This window comes from Streptomyces sp. NPDC005811 (genome assembly GCF_040630405.1).
Classification (GTDB): Bacteria; Actinomycetota; Actinomycetes; order Streptomycetales; family Streptomycetaceae; genus Streptomyces.
The window spans coordinates 160,269-177,232 of sequence record NZ_JBEXXK010000001.1 but is presented as its reverse complement, the minus strand read 5'-3'; the positions used below and the strand labels follow the sequence as shown (position 1 = coordinate 177,232).

The following is a 16,964-nucleotide window of genomic DNA, read 5'->3' as shown; positions in this document are numbered from 1 at the left end:
GGTCCCGTCGTCCCCGCACCGGAAGGCCCCCACCATGAGCACGCTCCACACGACCCTGCGGCGGTACGTCGACGACGGGACGGTTCCCGGTGCGGTGGGCCTGGTGGCCCGCGGCGAGGAGGTGGAGGTGGTGACCGTGGGCTCGGTCGACGCCGACGGCTCCGCCCCGATGGCCCGGGACTCCCTGTTCCGGATCGCGTCGATCACCAAGCCGCTGACGGCGGCCGCGCTGCTGATGCTGGTGGACGAGGGCGTGGTGGCACTGGACGCGCCGGTGGCGGAGTGGCTCCCGGAGCTGGCCCGCCCGCTGGTGGTGCGCACGCCGTCCGCTCCCGTGACGGACGTGGTCCCGGCGGTCCGGCCGATCACGGTCGAGGACCTGCTGTCCTCGCGGCCCGGCTGGGGCTTCCCGTCCGACTTCGCGCTCCCGGCGGTGCGGGCGCTGTTCGGGGTGCAGAAGGACGGGCGGGCGCCGCAGGCGTACCCCGCCCCGGACGTCTGGCTGGCCGAGCTGGCCCGGGTCCCGCTGCTGCACCAGCCCGGCGAGGCCTGGCTGTACGGCACGGCGTCGGACCTCCAGGGCATCCTGATCGCCCGGGCGTCGGGCCGTTCCCTCCCCGCGTTCCTGGCGGAGCGGCTGCTGGAGCCGCTGGGCATGAAGGACACCGCGTTCGAGGTCCCCGAGGAGAAACGGGACCGTCTCACGACCGCGTACCGTCCCGACGGCGCGGGGGCGCTGGAGGTGACGGACCGCCCGGACGGCCAGTGGAGCCGGCTCCCCGCGTTCCCCTCGGGCGGCGGGGGCCTGGTCTCCACGGCCGACGACTGGCTGGCCTTCGCCCGGCTCCTCCTGGCCGGCGGCGGCGGGCTGCTCTCCCCCACCTCGGTCGCCCGGATGACGAGCAACCACCTCGACGCCGGTCAGCGGGACGGGGGCGCCCTGTTCCTGGAGGGCCAGGGCTGGGGCTACGGCGGCCAGGTCGACCTCGCTCCCCTGGCCCCCTGGAACGTGCCCGGCCGCTACGGCTGGGTCGGCGGCACCGGCACGACGGCCCACCTCGTCCCCACCACGGACACGGTCACGATCCTGCTGACCCAGGTGGCGATGGAGAACCCGACCCCGACCCCACTGATGCGGGACTTCTGGCGGTGCACGGCGACGGCCGGCTAGGTGGCCGAGCCGTCGAGGTCGCTGACCAGTCCGCGCAGGCGTGGGCCGTACTCGGGGTGGGCCAGGGCGTGGGCCATCTGGGCGATCAGGTAGTCGGCGGGGTTGCCGGTGTCGTACCAGCGGCCCTGGATGACCTGGCCGTAGACGGCGCGGGTGGCGGCGTAGGCGTTGATCGCGTCGGTCAGGTAGATCTCGCCGGTGCGGTGCTCGTACCAGCGGCGGGTCTGTTCGCGGAGTTCGTCGACGATGCCGGGGGTGATGACATAGCCGCCGATGGCCGCGTAGGCGGAGGGCGCGGCGTCCGGATCGGGCTTCTCGACCAGGCCGGTGATGCGCAGGGTGCCGGCGCCGAGGTCCTCCTTGACGAGGGGGACGCCGTAGCGCTGGGAGTCGGCGGGGTCCATCGGCATGAGGGCGAGGACGGGGCAGCCGGTCTGCTCGTGGGCGCGGATGAGCTGCTGGGCGCGGGGGATCTCCGCCACGAACACGTCGTCGGGCCACAGGACGAGGACGGGTTCGTCGCCGAAGGAGCGGGCGGCGTTGAGGACCGGGGTGCCGTTGCCGTAGGGGCCGCGCTGGTCGAGGTAGGTGATGTGGCCGCGGCGGGCCAGCTCGGCGATCTCCTCGACGGCGTCGGCGTAGGCGGTCTTGCCGTCGGCGCGGAGCTGTTCGACGAGGGCGGGGTTGGGGCGGAAGTGGTCCTGGATGAGGGACTTGCCGCCGGAGACGACGATGGTGATGTCCGTGATGCCGGAGTCCACCAGTTCGCGCACGGTGTGCTCGATGACCGGCTTGTCGCCGACCGGGAGCATCTCCTTGGGGGTCGCCTTCGTCAGCGGCAGCAGCCGGGAGCCGAGTCCGGCGGCGGGGATCACCGCCCTGCGGATCGTCGGAGGCATCGGGGTCTCTCCCGGTTCGTGTCGGTGGCGCGCGGGGTGGTCGGTTCCCGCGCGTGGTCGGCCGCACACTCTAGTCCGCCGGGATGTCCGCCGCCTGTCCGGTGCCCAGGCCCCTCACCAGCAGGTCCACCAGCGCCTCGAAGTCGCCCTGTGCCTCGGGCCGCTCCCACACGGTGAGGTAGTCGGGGTCGTGGAAGCGGGCGGTGGCGTGGAAGACGGCGCGGGCGGCGGTGGCCGGGTCGGGGACGGCGAAGGCGCCGGCCGCGACGCCCGCCGTGATGATGGTCCCGAGCTGGCCGGTGAGGTCGGCGATGTGCTCGCGGACGACCTCGCCGCTCTCCTTGGTCAGCACCAGATAGGTGGCGAACAGCTCGGGGTCGTCGCCCGCCTTGCGCCGCTTGGCCTCGAAGAGGGCGGTGAGCCAGGCGCGCAGCCGGGCCCGCGGGGCGCGCGTCTCGTCGGCGGCGATGCCCGCGAGGGCCTCGGAGGTGCGGTCCAGCCACCGTTTGGTGACCGCCTCGCGCAGGGCCGCCTTGGTGCGGAAGTGCCGGTAGACGCTGCCGTGGCTGACCCCGAGCGCGCGGGCCACGTCGACCACGGTGGCCTTGGCCGGGCCGTGGCGCCGCAGCACCTCCTCGGTCGCTTCGAGGATGCGCTCGGGGGTCAGGATCTCGGAGGTCTGCGGCGGAGCCATGGTTCAGACGGTACCGGGCAGGGAGGTCAGCGTTCGCTGTCGAGGTGTTCCATCGCCGCCTGCGCATAGCGTCCGCCGGCCGCCGCGTCGGCGGGCACGGCCTCCTCGATCGCGTCGAGGTCCGCCTTGTCGAGTACGACGTCCAGGGCGCCCAGCGACTCCGTGAGGCGCTCCCGGCTGCGGGCGCCGATCAGCGGGACGATGTCCTCGCCCTGGGCGAGCACCCAGGCGATCACGGTCTGGGCGACGGAGATGCCCTTGCGGTCGGCGATCTCGCGCAGGGCCTCGACGAGGGTCAGGTTGTGCCGGAGGTTCTCGCCCTGGAAGCGGGGCGAGAAGGCCCGGAAGTCGCCTGCGGTGAGCTGCCGTTCGGCCGTGAAGTGCCCGGAGATCAGGCCCCGGCCGAGGACGCCGTACGCGGTGACGGAGATGCCCAGTTCGCGGGTGACGGGCAGGATCGAGCGCTCGATGCCGCGGGAGATCAGCGAGTACTCGATCTGGAGGTCGGCGATCGGGGCGGTCGCGGCGGCCCGGCGGATGGTCTCGGCGCCGACCTCGCTGAGGCCGATGTGGCGGACGTACCCCTGCTGGACGAGCTCGGCGAGGGCGCCGACGGTCTCCTCGATCGGGACGTCGGGGTCGAGGCGGGCGATGCGGTAGACGTCGAGGTGGTCGACGCCGAGGCGCTGGAGGGAGTAGGCGGCGAAGTTCTTCACGGCGGCGGGCCGGCCGTCGTAGCCGAGCCAGGAGCCGTCCGGGCCGCGCAGGGCGCCGAACTTCACGCTGAGCAGGGCTTGTTCGCGGCGGGCGGCGGGCGCGGTGCGCAGGGCCTCGGCGATGAGGAGTTCGTTGCTGCCCATGCCGTAGAAGTCGCCGGTGTCGAGCAGGGTGACGCCGGCCTCCAGCGCGGCGTGGATCGTGGCGAGGGACTCGGCGCGGTCGGCTTCGCCGTACAGGGCGGTCATGCCCATGCAGCCGAGGCCGAGGGCGGAGACACGGGGGCCGGTGCTGCCGAGGGGGCGGGTGGGGATCGTCATGCGGTCCAGCCTGACATCCCCACTGACAGATTTCAATATCTGTCAGTCCATACTTGTCGACGCGACACGACACGGCACGACAGGACCGGCGGGCGGCCGGGACCCGTCCGGTCGACGTGCCGCGCACGGCGAGGACAATGGGACATGTCGGTGCGCAGTCACCCAGGCGGCGCCTGCCACCGGCCGAGCGGCCCTTGCGCGCCGCCGTGGAGGCCTGCCATGAGCATCCGTATCGCCACGTTCAACATGGAGAACCTGTTCCGTCGGCCCACGGCCTTCCGTCTCGAGAAGGCGGCCGAGCGCGACGAGATCGTCAGCGACTTCGCCAAGCTGGTCGCACTCCTCGATCTGCCGGTGTACCAGCCCGCGGACAAGGGGGAGATCGCCCGGCTCATCGAGAAGCACCGGGCGTACGAGATCAACCCCGAGGACCCGCCGCCGATCTTCGTCAACCAGTCCCGCCCGGGCAAGGGCTCCGGACTGTTCAAGACGACCGGGTCGGGCGAGAGCACCCGCGTCGAGGTCACCGCCAAGGGCCGTGCCGCGTGGACCGGCTGGGCGGAGCTGTCCCAGGACGACCTCGATCTGGACGTGGTGCGCAACACCGGCCGAGTGGTATCGGAGGTCGACGCGGACATCCTGCTGACCGTGGAGGTGGAGGACCGGCTCGCCCTGGAGCGTTTCGACACGCAGGTCCTGCAAGGGGCACTGGGCAGGCGGCCGTACCCGTACAACCTGCTCGTCGACGGCAACGACCCCCGGGGCATCGACGTCGGGATCTTCAGCCGGCACCCGATCACCTCGGTCCGGACCCATGTCTTCGACACCCGCCAGGACCGCCCCGACGAGCGCCTCTTCAGCCGGGACTGCCCCGAGTTCGAGATCGAGCTCGACGGAACGCCGCTCGTGATCCTCGGCAACCACCTCAAGAGCAAGTTCCACGACGACCCGGACCTGCGGCTGGCCCAGGCGCGGCGGGTCGCGGAGATCTACCGTGCCGCGTCGGAGCGCACCCCGCACGTCGTGGTCGCCGGGGACTTCAACGACGACCCCGACAGCGCGCCGGCCGTGGAGCTGGGGGAGACGGGCCTGCGGGACGTGATGAGCCACCCCGCCTATCGCGGACTGCCCGGCACCCACGGGGACTGCCGCACCACCGACGACAAGCTCGACTACATCCTGCTGCCGCCGTCGCTGTGGCCCGAGGTGCAGCATGTCGGCCTGGAGACCCGCGGAATCTTCGCGGAGGGCATCAAGTCCTTCGACACGGTGAAGTCGAAGCTCGAGTCGGCCTCGGACCACGCGGCCCTGTACGTGGACCTGGACCTCTGAGACAGCACGGTGCCGGGCCCCTGGGAACAGGGACCCGGCACCGGTGAGGATCCTGGGTCAGGCGCCGATCAGACGGCCCGCCAGGTAGCCCTCGATCTGGTCGAGGGAGACGCGCTCCTGCTTCATCGAGTCGCGCTCGCGCACCGTGACGGCGTTGTCGTCGAGGGTGTCGAAGTCGACCGTGACGCAGTACGGCGTGCCGATCTCGTCCTGGCGGCGGTAGCGGCGGCCGATCGCGCCCGCGTCGTCGAACTCGATGTTCCAGTGCTGGCGCAGCGCGGCGGCGAGGCCCTTGGCCTTCGGGGACAGCTCCGGGTTGCGGGACAGCGGCAGGACCGCGACCTTCACCGGGGCCAGACGGTGGTCGAGGCGCAGGACCGTGCGCTTCTCCAGCTTGCCCTTGGCGTTGGGGGCCTCGTCCTCGACGTAGGCGTCGAGCAGGAACGCCAGCATCGCGCGGCCGACACCGGCCGCGGGCTCGATGACGTACGGCGTCCAGCGCTCCTGGGCCTCCTGGTCGTAGAAGGCGAGGTCCTGGCCGGAGGCCTTGGAGTGGGCCGTGAGGTCGTAGTCGGTGCGGTTGGCGACACCCTCCAGCTCGCCCCACTCGTTGCCGCCGAACTGGAAGCGGTACTCGATGTCAGCGGTGCGCTTGGAGTAGTGGGAGAGCTTCTCCTTCGGGTGCTCGTACCACCGCATGTTCTCCTCGCGCAGGCCCAGGCCGGTGTACCAGTTCCAGCGCTGCTCCATCCAGTACTCCTGCCACGTCTCGTCCTCGCCCGGCTTGACGAAGAACTCCATCTCCATCTGCTCGAACTCGCGGGTGCGGAAGATGAAGTTGCCGGGCGTGATCTCGTTGCGGAAGGACTTGCCCATCTGCGCGATGCCGAACGGCGGCTTGCGGCGCGAGGTGGTCTGCACGAGGGAGAAGTTGGTGAAGATGCCCTGGGCGGTCTCGGGGCGCAGGTAGGCGACGGAGCCGGTGTCCTGCGTCGGGCCGAGGTGGGTGGAGAGCAGACCCGAGAACTGCTTGGGCTCGGTGAACTGGCCCTTCGTACCGCAGTGGGTGCAGTTGATGTCGGCCAGGCCGTTCGCCGGGGGACGGCCGTGCTTGGCCTCGTAGGCCTCCTCCAGGTGGTCCGCACGGAACCGCTTGTGGCAGGAGGTGCACTCGGTCAGCGGGTCGGAGAAGGTGGCGACGTGACCGGAGGCGACCCAGACCTCGGGGGCCAGGATGACGGACGAGTCGATACCGACCACGTCCTCGCGCGACGTCACCATGTAGCGCCACCACTGGCGCTTCAGGTTCTCCTTGAGCTCGACACCCAGCGGTCCGTAGTCCCAGGCGGCACGCTGGCCGCCGTAGATCTCACTGCAGGGGAATACAAAGCCACGGCGCTTGCTCAGGCTGACGATGGTGTCGATCTTGTCGGCGGCCACGGTGCTCTCTTCATAACGACGACGGGCGACGAAGCGAGATGCTTCCAGCGAATGGTTCAGGGTACCGGCGGGGGCTCCCCCTGAATCAAATCGGTTCCCTTACCCAGCGCTCACCGCCGGGCTTGTTGACAACGGTTTCCATATTTGTTGAAAATGACTGTCATGAACGTACGGCGTCAGCGCATATCCGGCATAGCCATGGCGGCCACCGCCGCCCTCGGGCTCGGCACCCTCACCGCCTGCTCGGGGGCCAGTGCCGCCGGCAACACGGACAAGTTCGACGTCGTCGCGTCGTTCTACCCGATGGCCTTCCTCGCCGAGCGGATAGGCGGCGACCACGTCCACGTCACCAGTCTCACCCAGCCCGGCCAGGAACCGCACGACCTGGAGATCAGCGCCCAGCAGACCGCGCAGCTCCAGGAGTCCGACGCGGTGCTCTACCTCAAGAACCTCCAGCCCTCCGTCGACGACGCGGTGGCCCAGTCCGAGGTCAAGACCAAGATCGACGCCGCTGCCCTGACCTCCCTGGAGAAGCACGGCAACGAGGTCGGCGGCCACGCGGCCGAGCACGACGACCACGAGAACGAGGAGCTGTCCGGCCTCGACCCCCACATCTGGCTCGACCCGGTGCGCTACGCCCAGGTCGCCGAGGGCGTCGGCAAGGCCTTCGAGAAGGCCGACCCGGACCACGCGGCCGACTACAAGGCCAACACCGCGGCCCTGGTGAAGAAGCTCGACGCCCTGAACACCGAGTTCAGGACCGGGCTCGCCGACACGAGGACCAAGGTCTTCGTCACCACCCACGCCGCCTTCGGCTACCTCGCCGAGCGCTACGGCCTGACCGAGGAGGCCATCAACGGCCTCGACCCCGAGTCGGAGCCCAGCGCGGCGCGCGTGAAGGAGCTTGAGAAGATGGCGAAGGCCGACGGCGTCACCACCGTGTTCTACGAGACGCTCGTCAGCGACAAGACCGCGAAGACCATCGCCTCCGACGCCGGACTGACCACGGACGTCCTCGACCCGATCGAGGGCATCACGGACAAGTCCCGCGGCAAGGACTACTTCTCGGTCCAGCAGGCGAACCTCGAGGCGCTGCAGAAGGCCCTGGGAGCCAAGTGACCAGCCGATCGGAGAAAGCGGCATGACCGAAAGCGGTATGACGGAGCCCGTCATCTCCCTGCGCGGGGTCCGCGCCGACCTGGGCTCGCGCCCGGTCCTGCGGGGCATCGACCTCACCGTGCACCGCGGTGAGGTCGTCGCGCTGCTCGGCGCCAACGGCTCCGGCAAGTCCACCGCCGTGCGGACCCTCATCGGCCAGGTGCCCGTGACCTCCGGCGGGATCGAGCTGTTCGGCACCCCGCGCCCGCGGTTCCGGGACTGGGCGCGCATCGGTTACGTCCCCCAGCGCACCACGGCCGCCGGCGGCGTCCCCGCCACCGTCACCGAGGTCGTCTCCTCCGGCCGCCTCTCGCGCACCCGCTTCGGCGTCTTCCGCAAGGCCGACCGGGAGGCCGTACGGCACGCCCTGGACCTCGTCGGCATGGCGGACCGGGCCAAGGACAACGTCGACGCGCTCTCCGGCGGCCAGCACCAGCGCGTCCTGATCGCCCGCGCCCTCGCCTCGGAGCCCGAGCTGCTCATCATGGACGAGCCGATGGCGGGCGTGGACCTGGCCAGCCAGGAGGTCCTGGCGCAGACCCTGAAGAGCCAGGTCGCGGCCGGTACGACGGTCCTGCTCGTGCTGCACGAACTGGGCCCCCTGGAGCCCCTGATCGACCGGGCGGTCGTCCTGCGCGACGGATGTGTGCAGCACGACGGCCCGCCGCCCAAGGCCGTCGGCCAGCATGCCCTGCCCGGCCACGACCACGTCCACCCGCACGCCCCGGCGGGTGCCGAACCGATGCGCACAGGACTGCTGAGCTGATGGACTTCCTCGACTACGCCTTCATGCAGCGGGCGCTGCTCGCCGCCGTCCTGGTCGGCATCACCGCCCCCGCCGTCGGCATCTACCTCGTCCAGCGCCGCCAGGCCCTGATGGGCGACGGCATCGGCCATGTCGCGATGACCGGCGTCGGCCTCGGCTTCCTGCTCTCCACCTCCCCGGTCTGGATGGCGACCGCGGTCTCCGTCCTCGGCGCGGTGCTGATGGAACTCATCCGCTGGTACGGCCGCACCCGCGGCGACATCGCCCTCGCCATGCTCTTCTACGGCGGTATGGCCGGCGGGGTGATGTTCATCAACCTCGCACCGGGCGGCTCCAACGCCAACCTCACCTCGTACCTCTTCGGCTCCCTGTCGACGGTGTCCGACTCCGACGTCACGTCGATCTGCCTGCTGGCCGCGTTCGTCGTCCTGGTCACCGTCGGTCTGCGCCGCCAGCTGTTCGCGGTCAGCCAGGACGAGGAGTTCGCCCGTGTCACCGGCCTCCCGGTGCGCGCCCTGAACCTGCTGACGGCGGTCACGGCGGCGGTGACGGTGACGGTCGCCATGCGGGTCGTCGGCCTGCTGCTGGTGTCCGCCCTGATGGTGGTCCCGGTCGCCGCCGCCCAGCAGCTCAGCCGCAGCTTCGCCGCGACCTTCGCGATCGCCGTGGCGATCGGCGTGAGCGTGACCATCGGCGGCACGGTCACCTCGTACTACCAGGACGTCCCGCCCGGCGCGACGATCGTGCTGCTGACCATCGCCGCGTTCCTCACGCTCGGCGCGCTGGCCGCCCCGCTGGCCCGCCGCCGCGCCCGCGCGGCAGCCGCCGCCCACCCCGCCGGAGACCCGGCGGAGTGCACGATTCCGGCCACGCGGGGGGCGGGCGACGGGGTCGGTGTCTGACTCGGCACAGGCCGGGCTGGCACAATGGCCCGGCAAGCCGCAGACGTGAGGAGGCAACGGTGACGACCGCTGGACCGCCCGTGAAGGGCCGTGCCACCCGGCAGCGCGCCGCCGTCGCGGCGGCACTGGACGAGGTCGACGAGTTCCGCAGCGCGCAGGAACTCCACGACATGCTCAAGCACAAGGGCGACTCCGTCGGCCTGACCACCGTGTACCGCACCCTCCAGTCCCTCGCCGACGCCGGCGAGGTGGACGTCCTGCGTACCTCCGACGGCGAGTCCGTGTACCGCCGCTGCTCCACCGGCGACCATCACCACCACCTCGTCTGCCGCAGCTGCGGCAAGGCGGTGGAGGTGGAGGGGCCGGCGGTGGAGAAGTGGGCGGAGGCGATCGCGGCGGAGCACGGGTTTGTGAATGTGGCCCATACCGTGGAGATCTTCGGGACTTGTGCGGAGTGCGCTGCCGGTTGAGCGTCGGCTGCGGGTGCGTTGTGGCAGATCGCGCAGTTCCCCGCGCCCCTGAAGGGCGCGCTGATCAGACGCGGTTGAAGCAGTGCTCCAACTCGGTCAGGTCGTAGAACTTGCTGCCCTTCTTGATCGGGGTGCAGCCCTGCTTGAAGGCCGTCTCCTTCTCGTTGTAGAGCATGCGGACCAGGTAGTCGTCGCCCTTCTTGAAGACGTCCCACTGGATGTTGGAGGCGAGGGGGGCCACGTCCGCGCCGCGCCAGGGGTTGGTGGCGTAGGTGTAGGGGTGGTCGGCGGTGACCGGGGCGGTGCTGCCGGGGAGGCCCATCAGGGCGGCCAGGGGGATGATCTCCTCGGCGTGGGTGAAGCGGAGTTCGGCGCCGAGGGTGCTGGTACCGGACTTCTTGGCTTCCACCTGCTGGAAGAAGTCGTCGAGCAGGACGCCGGCCATCCTGTAGGTGATGTCGCTGTCGGCGAAGCCCGGGCCCTTCTCGTAGAAGTCCTCGGCATCGCCGAGGTAGCCGAACCAGGCCGCGTCGGAGACCGACATGTACCGGTTCATTCCCCAGCCCTCGCCGTCCGGGGACTCCTCGGACATCGCGGGGGCGATGGCGTAGAGGTTGTAGACGGCCGTCGCGGCGGCGACCTGGTCGGCGGGGGCCAGCGCGTCGACGAAGGGGGCCGTGAAGAGGCGGCGCAGGACGCCGTGGGCGGCCTGGTGGGTCCTGGGCTGGTCGGTGAGGGACGCGAGGGTGCTCGCGAGACGCTGGTCGTTGGCCAGGTAGTCGCGGTACGCCGCGCCCCCGGCCGCCTTGTGGAAGTAGAGCAGGTCCTTGTCGGTGCGGGTCGCGCCGATGAGGGGCGTGAGGTCGGGGTCGGTCGTGGCGAGGGCGCCCGCGTAGAGGTTGGCGCTGTCGACGGCACGGCCCTGGCCCGAGCTGACGACGTCGATCTTCTCGCCGTTCTTCGCGATGTCGGTGAAGAGGGACGGCAGGCGCTGCGCCATGCGGACGGCCGTGTCCTGGATCTCCTCCTTGCCGAGGCCGCTGAGGTTGCCGTAGCCGATCTTCGCCATGGCGGCCTGGAGGGCCCGCACCTTCGGGCCGAACTCCTCGCCCTTGCCGGTGAGTTCACCCGCGACCTCGGCCTTGTCCCAGAGGGCGAGGATCAGGTCGGCGTCCTCGCCGTCGGTGGCGGAGCGGGAGCCGTGCCGGGAGACGTTCTCCGTGAAGACGGGGGTGAAGCCGGACGGGGGCTTCTGGTAGGTGTGCGCGCTCTGCTCGGGCTCGTACGTGGCCTTGGTGCCGTAGCTGTCGCGGTGCGCCAGGTGCGGGGCGGCACCGGAGGCGTGCGCGGGGAGCGCGGTGAGCACCAGGGCGCCGAGGGCGGTGGCGAGGGCGGGGGTGACGCGATGCATGGGCGGGCCGTTTCGACGAGCGGGAGATCCGGAGGTGATCTCCCGCAGCGTCGACGGGGCGGATGAACGCCCGGCGGCTGTGAAGTGGCCTACTGGTCTTCGGTTGTGCCTTCCATGGCCAAGAGTTCCTCGTTCGGGATCGCGCCGCCGAAACGGCGGTCCCGGGAGGCGAACTCCACGCACGCCCGCCACAGGTCACGGCGGTCGAAGTCCGGCCACAGCACGTCCTGGAAGACCATCTCGGCGTACGCGCTCTGCCAGATCAGGTAGTTGGAGGTGCGCTGCTCGCCGCTGGGGCGCAGGAACAGGTCCACGTCCGGCATGTCGGGGTAGTACATGTACTTCTGGAGCGTCTTCTCGTTGACCTTGGAGGGGTCGAGGCGGCCCGCCTTCACGTCCTCCGCCATGGCCTTCGCGGCGTCGGCGATCTCGGCGCGGCCGCCGTAGTTCATGCAGAAGTACAGGGTGAGGCGGTCGTTGCCCTTGGTCTGCTCCTGGGCGACCTGGAGCTCCTTGGCGACCGACTTCCACATCCGGGGCATCCGGCCCACCCAGCGCACCCGGATGCCGAGCGCGTCGAGCTGGTCGCGGGTCTTGCGGATGAAGTCGCGGTTGAAGTTCATCAGGAAGCGGACCTCGTCGGGCGAGCGCTTCCAGTTCTCGGTGGAGAAGGCGTACAGGGAGATGTTCCGCACACCGATCTCCACACCGCCCTGGAGGACGTCGAGGACGCGTTCGGCGCCGACCTTGTGGCCCTCGGTGCGGGGCAGTCCGCGCTCCTTGGCCCAGCGGCCGTTGCCGTCCATGACGATCGCCACATGTTCGGGGACCAGCTCGCCGGGGAGCTTCGGCGCGCGGGCGCCGGACGGGTGCGGCTCCGGCGCCCTGTACTCCTTGCGCTGTCGCCCCAGGAACCCGCGTACAACCATGTGCCTCTCGTCTCCCTCTGGCTTCTCTCTAGCTTTTCTCTACGTACCTGAGCGAGCGCAGCCCGCGCTCCAGGTGCCAATGGAGATACGCGGACACCAGCCCGCTGCCCTCCCTGACGTACCGGGCCTCCGCCGAGTCCGCCGTCTCCCAGTCTCCCGTAAGCAGCGCGCCCAGGAGTACCAGGGTCTGCGGCGACGGTACGACGCTGCCGGGCACCCGGCAGTCCACGCAGACGCTGCCGCCCGAGGCGACCGAGAAGAAGCGGTTCGGGCCGGGCAGGCCGCATTTCGCGCAGGCTTCGAAGCTGGGCGCGTAGCCGTTGACGGCGAGGGAGCGCAGCAGGAACGCGTCGAGGACGAGGTGCGGGGCGTGCTCGCCGCGGGCCAGGGTCCTGAGCGCCCCCACCAGCAGCAGGTACTGCTGGACGGCCGGTTCGCCCTCGTGGTCGGTGAACCGCTCGGCGGTCTCCAGCATGGCCGTCCCGGCGGTGTAGCGGGCGTAGTCGGTCACGATGCCGCCGCCGTACGGTGCGATGGTCTCGCTCTGGGTGCACAGCGGCAGCCCGCGTCCGACGAGCTCGCTGCCCCGGGAGAAGAACTGCACGTCGACGTGGGAGAAGGGCTCCAGGCGGGCGCCGAACTTGGACTTCGTGCGCCGCACCCCGCGGGCCACCGCCCGGACCCGGCCGTGTCCGCGGGTGAGCAGCGTGATGATGCGGTCGGCCTCGCCGAGTTTCTGGGTCCGCAGGACGATGCCGTCGTCCCGGAAGAGACTCATCGCACACCGCCGCGGCGCCGCTGGGAGCGGAACTGGCTCATGCCGTCCATTCTCGCCTACGGGGACCCCGCCGTGTGCCCGGGTCGCCGGGATCCCCCGATGGTGCGGTGCCTCCCCCGGGTCAGGCGCCGTCCGGGCCGGTGCCCGGTCCGCCGCTGTTGGTCAGGGACCGCAGGCTGTCCGGGCCGGGGTGGTTGTTCATGGGCAGCTGGAGTTCCTCGGCGGCGTCCCACAGCTGCTCGAACCGGCGGACCAGGGGCTGGACCAGTTCACGCCGCGCGTTCACGGCGGTCCGGGAGTTCAGCCCCAGCTGGTCGGGGTGGATCTCGTAGGACAGGGCCTGGTCGAAGACGATGAAGTCGATCATGTTGCCGCGCCGGTGGTGGGCCTGGAGCTGGTCCAGGGCCACCACACGCACCTGGATGCGCAGGTCCCGCTGTTCCTCGCAGATCGGGGCGAGCGCGGCGCGCTCACCGCGTTCCTTGACGATGAAGAGCCGCCGGACCGTGATGCCCCGCTCGATGATCGCCTCGTGCTGGGCGGTGAGGTAGCGGTTCGCCGGTTCGGTGGACCAGAAGCCGTCGTCGACGACGGTGGTGCTGATGGCGTCGATGCTGTGCCGGGTGCACCGGGTGAGCGTCATCAGCCAGTCGTGGTTCTCGCCGGGTGTCTCGGCGCTGAGGCTGGTGAGGTCCTCCATGACCCCGGCGAGGCGGTTGATCTCCTCGTTGGCGAAGTCGTGCAGGATCCTGGGCCCGCTGGAGACGACCTTGGTGGCGTTCTCGGCGAGCCGGGGGACCCCGTCGTCGCGGAGTTTCTCCACCTCGTTGAAGAGCTTGGTGGCCTTGCCGATGTCGGCGAACCGCTGGTCGACGGAGCCCTTCACGGCGTGCATCTGGTTCACGAACGACACCAGGAACTGCACGATCAGCACGATGCCGCCGCACAGCACGGACAGCACGAGCTGCCAGGGGCCGTCGTCGTCGGACGAGATCACATTGGTGAGCAGGTAGACGACTCCCCCCACCACCACCGTGACCAGGAGCTTCTGTGTTACATGCCGTGCATTCAACTCTCTTTCTCCCCCCGTTGGGATCGTGCGTCAGGCTGTGGGCAGTGCTTGTCGTGGGACGGCCAGGTTCTGCAGGACGAGCTGGTCGCGGATGCGCTGGGCGAGGGCGTTCCACTGCCTGCTGTAGCCCGGGGTCCGTTCGAGTTCCCGCCAGGCGTTGTGCAGGGCGGCGTCGACGCGGGCCTGGGGCATCCACAGGTGGAGCAGGTGGTCGACCAGGGGGCGCAGCACCTTCAGGACGGCACGGCCGTCCTCGGAGCCGACGCGCAGTCCGTCGAGTTTGTCGGCGACGGTGGTCAGCAGCCAGTCGTGCAGCGCGAGGTCCTCGCAGAGTCCGGCCGCGGCGGTGGGCGCGGTGCCGGGCGGCAGTCGCAGCTCCACGATCCGCAGCCCGTCCTCGGCCTTGGTGAACCGCAGGGAGGTCTCCTCGCCGTCGGCCGCCGCTGCCGCCGTCCAGCGCAGGCTGGTGTCGGCGGTGGTGAGCGGGGTGTCGTGGTCGAGGATCCGGTGCTGCCGGGAGATCCTCGCGAGCAGGCTGTCGGCGACGGACCCGAGGTCGAGTTCGCCGGGCTGGTGGCCGGTCAGGAAGCCTTCGGTGAGGGCCTTCGCGGGCAGCCGGCCGACCGGGACCAGGGCGCCGGGGCGGACCAGGTAGTAGCCCCAGGGCTGGCGCCGGTCGGGTCCTGCGGCGGGTGCGGAGAAGTACGCGGTGGACTGGAGGACCCGGCCCTCGGTGAGCGCCGCCCGCGCGGTGACGGTGCCGACGGCGCGGCTGCGGGCGCCGGTGGCGGTGGGCAGCCGGCAGTCGACGCCGGTGAGGACGTCCGGGGAGACGGCGTGCCGGTTGGGGTGCCGGGAGACCCGTACGCGTTCGTCGGCGCGCAGCCGCAGCAGTTCCACGGCGGCCCGTTCGTCGACGGCGTCCCGGGTGGGCAGCAGACAGGTGCGCACCTCACCGCAGACGAGGACGGGACCCGAGGCGGTGCCCAGGCCGTCCATCACAGCCCCGGCGGGAACACGTAGGAGGTGCGGTCGACCACGCCGGCGGGTACGGCGAAGCCCTCCGCGGCGGACCGTTCGGCGACCTGGGCGAGCGCCTCGGCCTCGACGTGGACCTGGTCGAGGATGACGCGTACGGCGTGCTCGACGGGCAGGAAGCGGGCGGGCAGGACGCTGCAGGTGACGTACGCCGTGAAGGGCGCGGCCTGCGGGTTGAGGCGCAGGACGGGCGGCAGCGCGTCCCACTCGGCCGGGAAGTCCTTCTCGTCCCAGGGGGTGGGGGTGAGCACGGCGCGGCCGTTGTCGCGCAGCAGGCCGAGGCGGACGAGCTGCCAGACGGAGGCGAGGAAGGCGCAGGACCAGGTGCGGTCGTCGTCGGGGCCGTCCCAGAGTTCGACGTCCATGAAGACGGAGTGGCCGCGGGCGCCGGTCTCGCTGGGCGGCTGCCAGACGGTGCCGGTGGAGTCGAGGGCGGCGGAGGTGCGCCGGGCGGGGGCGCGGCGGCCGTTGGTGAGCCAGCCGGTGCGGCTGACGGGCGGGCGGAAGCCGTTGCTGCCGGGCGGGGGCGACTCCACGAGCCGGTGCAGGACGGACTCGGCGAGTTCGGCCCGGTCGCGGTGGGCGGGGTCGGCCACGGCGCAGCCCGACTCGCGGGCGAGGTAGTCGATGGTGAGCCCGGCGTCGGCGGCGGCGGCCAGCAGGGGCGGGATCAGTTCGGCGGGGGTGGAGAGCCGGGAGAAGTAGTCGTCGATGAGGAAGCAGGTGCTGATCCGGGGGCGCCGCCCGGTGCCCAGCGGGCCGAGTCCGGCCCGGGCGGCGTCCACCCAGGGGCGGACGGCGGCGAAGTGCCGGCGCAGCCGGGCGGGCCCCTCGACGAAGTCCTCCATGTACAAGTGACCTAATTCCAGGGAGAGATGGGAGAACGGAACGGATTCCGTGCGCGGTTCGGCGCTGGTCTCCCGGAAGACGGCCGCGGACCGGTTCACAACTCCCCCCAGAACTTGTCGTCGCTCACCCGCTGGGCGAGATCTCCCATGGCCTGCCAGGTCTCGTTGTTGGCGATCCTGCGGTCGTGCACGTCCTCGTCGGTGATGAGGCGTTCCTGCCATTGCAGGACGGGTTCCAGCGGAATGGAGGCCAGGACCCTTGTCTTGCCGATTCCGCGGCCCGCGGCGAGTTGTTCGAGTTCCTTGTCGCACTTGCGCATCCAGGCGTACTGCGCGGGCGACACCTGGGACCACAGGGGCGACTCGAGATCGGGTACGGCGGCCCGGACGAAACGGGTCGAGCCGTTGAGCGCGTCCGGCCGGTGCCCCATGGCTATACCGGCCTGCACGATTCCCTGCTTTCCGTACACGAGTTCGGCGGCGGCCATCACATGCTGGCGGGTCCACCGGTGATAGACGAGCCAGCGGGTCTTGAGCCGGCCGAGTCCGCCGCGGGGCGAGGTGGCGACCAGGGCGAGGTCCATCGCATAACTGCGTCCGGCGCTCAAGTCGACGATGATGACGTCGAATTCGCGTTTCAGACCGAGGATCAGATCGACGCAGCGGTGCAGGTTCTCCTCGTCGGTGACGAATTCCCCGCCGGTGCGGTCGCCGGGCAGCAGGACGAGCCGGCCGGAGCCGCCGGGCCTGCTGCGCAGGTCGGGGTGTTCGGTGCGGGCCCAGACGTCGACCCGCAGGGGCTTGCCGGTCTTGCCCTGGAGGTACGAGTGCAGCCCGCGGTTCTCGGCCTCGGTGAGCACGTCGGGCAGGTCGAACACGGCCGCGGCGGTCGGGGAGCCGAAGTCGAAGTCCAGGTAGCAGACGTCGTCACCGCCGAGGGCCAGGTGGTAGGCGAGGTTGGCGCTCGTCACGGAGCGGCCCGTGCCTCCTTTGTCGGAGGCGGCGAACACGAGCACGGA

At 70.9% G+C, this 16,964-nt stretch carries 17 protein-coding genes; 6 read left to right on the top strand and 11 right to left on the bottom strand.

Annotation, left to right across the window (positions count from 1 at the left end):
* Nucleotides 1–34: 34 nt before the first annotated feature.
* A complete protein-coding gene (locus ABZ490_RS00815; RefSeq protein WP_358982472.1) occupies nt 35–1,171 on the top strand; it encodes a serine hydrolase domain-containing protein in 1,137 nt (378 codons plus the stop codon).
* Here the strand turns inward: ABZ490_RS00815 and ABZ490_RS00810 are convergent.
* From ABZ490_RS00810 to ABZ490_RS00800, 3 genes are all read right to left on the bottom strand, one after another.
* On the bottom strand, nt 1,168–2,070 hold the full coding sequence (locus ABZ490_RS00810; protein WP_358982470.1) for a UTP--glucose-1-phosphate uridylyltransferase: 903 nt from the start codon (nt 2,068–2,070) through the stop codon (nt 1,168–1,170). The genes ABZ490_RS00815 and ABZ490_RS00810 overlap by 4 nt on opposite strands.
* A gap of 70 nt (nt 2,071–2,140) precedes the next feature.
* Complete coding sequence (locus tag ABZ490_RS00805; RefSeq protein WP_358982468.1) at nt 2,141–2,764, bottom strand: TetR family transcriptional regulator; 624 nt, start codon at nt 2,762–2,764, stop codon at nt 2,141–2,143.
* Between the two features lie 26 nt (nt 2,765–2,790).
* Complete coding sequence (locus tag ABZ490_RS00800) at nt 2,791–3,801, bottom strand: aldo/keto reductase (RefSeq protein WP_358982466.1); 1,011 nt, start codon at nt 3,799–3,801, stop codon at nt 2,791–2,793.
* 219 nt (nt 3,802–4,020) lie between these two features.
* Between ABZ490_RS00800 and ABZ490_RS00795 the strand changes: the two genes are divergently transcribed.
* Nucleotides 4,021–5,133 carry an endonuclease/exonuclease/phosphatase family protein gene (locus ABZ490_RS00795; protein WP_358982464.1) on the top strand — a complete coding sequence of 371 codons (1,113 nt, stop codon included), beginning with the start codon at nt 4,021–4,023 and terminating at the stop codon, nt 5,131–5,133.
* Nucleotides 5,134–5,190: 57 nt separating this feature from the next.
* On the opposite strand, the gene ABZ490_RS00790 is transcribed toward ABZ490_RS00795, so the two are convergent.
* The gene (locus tag ABZ490_RS00790) at nt 5,191–6,573 is read right to left on the bottom strand and encodes a glycine--tRNA ligase (RefSeq protein WP_358982462.1); all 1,383 of its coding nucleotides are present in this window, start codon (nt 6,571–6,573) and stop codon (nt 5,191–5,193) included.
* Nucleotides 6,574–6,735: 162 nt separating this feature from the next.
* Here ABZ490_RS00790 and ABZ490_RS00785 point away from each other — a divergent pair, with 162 nt between their 5' ends.
* Genes ABZ490_RS00785 through ABZ490_RS00770 form a run of 4 tightly spaced genes read left to right on the top strand, consistent with a single transcriptional unit; the run spans nt 6,736 to nt 9,869 of the window.
* Nucleotides 6,736–7,692, top strand: coding sequence for a metal ABC transporter substrate-binding protein (locus ABZ490_RS00785; RefSeq protein ID WP_358982460.1), 957 nt, complete (start codon nt 6,736–6,738; stop codon nt 7,690–7,692).
* A gap of 22 nt (nt 7,693–7,714) precedes the next feature.
* Nucleotides 7,715–8,497, top strand: coding sequence for a metal ABC transporter ATP-binding protein (locus ABZ490_RS00780; RefSeq protein WP_358982458.1), 783 nt, complete (start codon nt 7,715–7,717; stop codon nt 8,495–8,497).
* Complete coding sequence (locus ABZ490_RS00775; protein ID WP_358982456.1) at nt 8,497–9,399, top strand: metal ABC transporter permease; 903 nt, start codon at nt 8,497–8,499, stop codon at nt 9,397–9,399. The genes ABZ490_RS00780 and ABZ490_RS00775 overlap by 1 nt, the downstream gene beginning before the upstream one ends.
* Before the next feature lie 59 nt (nt 9,400–9,458).
* Nucleotides 9,459–9,869: a transcriptional repressor gene (locus ABZ490_RS00770; RefSeq protein WP_358982454.1), complete on the top strand. Its 411-nt coding sequence runs from the start codon at nt 9,459–9,461 to the stop codon at nt 9,867–9,869.
* Nucleotides 9,870–9,933: 64 nt separating this feature from the next.
* Here ABZ490_RS00770 and ABZ490_RS00765 read toward each other — a convergent pair whose 3' ends face one another.
* The 7 genes from ABZ490_RS00765 to ABZ490_RS00735 all read right to left on the bottom strand — a co-directional run bounded on the left by ABZ490_RS00765 (nt 9,934) and on the right by ABZ490_RS00735 (nt 16,961).
* Nucleotides 9,934–11,280, bottom strand: coding sequence for a histidine-type phosphatase (locus tag ABZ490_RS00765; protein WP_358982451.1), 1,347 nt, complete (start codon nt 11,278–11,280; stop codon nt 9,934–9,936).
* Between the two features lie 89 nt (nt 11,281–11,369).
* On the bottom strand, nt 11,370–12,209 hold the full coding sequence (locus ABZ490_RS00760) for an isoprenyl transferase (RefSeq protein WP_358982449.1): 840 nt from the start codon (nt 12,207–12,209) through the stop codon (nt 11,370–11,372).
* Between the two features lie 28 nt (nt 12,210–12,237).
* Nucleotides 12,238–12,987 carry a DNA repair protein RecO gene (gene recO / locus ABZ490_RS00755; RefSeq protein WP_358982447.1) on the bottom strand — a complete coding sequence of 250 codons (750 nt, stop codon included), beginning with the start codon at nt 12,985–12,987 and terminating at the stop codon, nt 12,238–12,240.
* Nucleotides 12,988–13,108: 121 nt separating this feature from the next.
* A complete protein-coding gene (locus ABZ490_RS00750) occupies nt 13,109–14,059 on the bottom strand; it encodes a hypothetical protein (RefSeq protein WP_358982445.1) in 951 nt (316 codons plus the stop codon).
* Between the two features lie 30 nt (nt 14,060–14,089).
* Complete coding sequence (locus ABZ490_RS00745; protein ID WP_358982443.1) at nt 14,090–15,058, bottom strand: SCO2521 family protein; 969 nt, start codon at nt 15,056–15,058, stop codon at nt 14,090–14,092.
* A complete protein-coding gene (locus tag ABZ490_RS00740; RefSeq protein WP_358982441.1) occupies nt 15,058–16,044 on the bottom strand; it encodes an SCO2522 family protein in 987 nt (328 codons plus the stop codon). Before ABZ490_RS00740 ends, ABZ490_RS00745 begins: the two co-directional genes overlap by 1 nt.
* A complete protein-coding gene (locus ABZ490_RS00735; RefSeq protein WP_358982438.1) occupies nt 16,041–16,961 on the bottom strand; it encodes an SCO2523 family variant P-loop protein in 921 nt (306 codons plus the stop codon). The genes ABZ490_RS00740 and ABZ490_RS00735 overlap by 4 nt, the downstream gene beginning before the upstream one ends.
* Nucleotides 16,962–16,964 lie beyond the last annotated feature (3 nt).

Excerpts from the sequence above, each read along its gene's own strand:
- ABZ490_RS00810 (WP_358982470.1), bottom strand. The coding sequence starts at position 2,070 with ATGCCTCCGACGATCCGCAGGGCGGTGATCCCCGCCGCCGGACTCGGC.
- ABZ490_RS00795 (WP_358982464.1), top strand. The coding sequence starts at position 4,021 with ATGAGCATCCGTATCGCCACGTTCAACATGGAGAACCTGTTCCGTCGG.
- ABZ490_RS00785 (WP_358982460.1), top strand. The coding sequence starts at position 6,736 with ATGAACGTACGGCGTCAGCGCATATCCGGCATAGCCATGGCGGCCACC.
- ABZ490_RS00775 (WP_358982456.1), top strand. The coding sequence starts at position 8,497 with ATGGACTTCCTCGACTACGCCTTCATGCAGCGGGCGCTGCTCGCCGCC.
- ABZ490_RS00800 (WP_358982466.1), bottom strand. The coding sequence starts at position 3,801 with ATGACGATCCCCACCCGCCCCCTCGGCAGCACCGGCCCCCGTGTCTCC.
- ABZ490_RS00780 (WP_358982458.1), top strand. The coding sequence starts at position 7,715 with ATGACCGAAAGCGGTATGACGGAGCCCGTCATCTCCCTGCGCGGGGTC.
- ABZ490_RS00815 (WP_358982472.1), top strand. The coding sequence starts at position 35 with ATGAGCACGCTCCACACGACCCTGCGGCGGTACGTCGACGACGGGACG.
- ABZ490_RS00745 (WP_358982443.1), bottom strand. The coding sequence starts at position 15,058 with ATGGACGGCCTGGGCACCGCCTCGGGTCCCGTCCTCGTCTGCGGTGAG.
- ABZ490_RS00760 (WP_358982449.1), bottom strand. The coding sequence starts at position 12,209 with ATGGTTGTACGCGGGTTCCTGGGGCGACAGCGCAAGGAGTACAGGGCG.
- recO (WP_358982447.1), bottom strand. The coding sequence starts at position 12,987 with ATGAGTCTCTTCCGGGACGACGGCATCGTCCTGCGGACCCAGAAACTC.
- ABZ490_RS00805 (WP_358982468.1), bottom strand. The coding sequence starts at position 2,764 with ATGGCTCCGCCGCAGACCTCCGAGATCCTGACCCCCGAGCGCATCCTC.
- ABZ490_RS00765 (WP_358982451.1), bottom strand. The coding sequence starts at position 11,280 with ATGCATCGCGTCACCCCCGCCCTCGCCACCGCCCTCGGCGCCCTGGTG.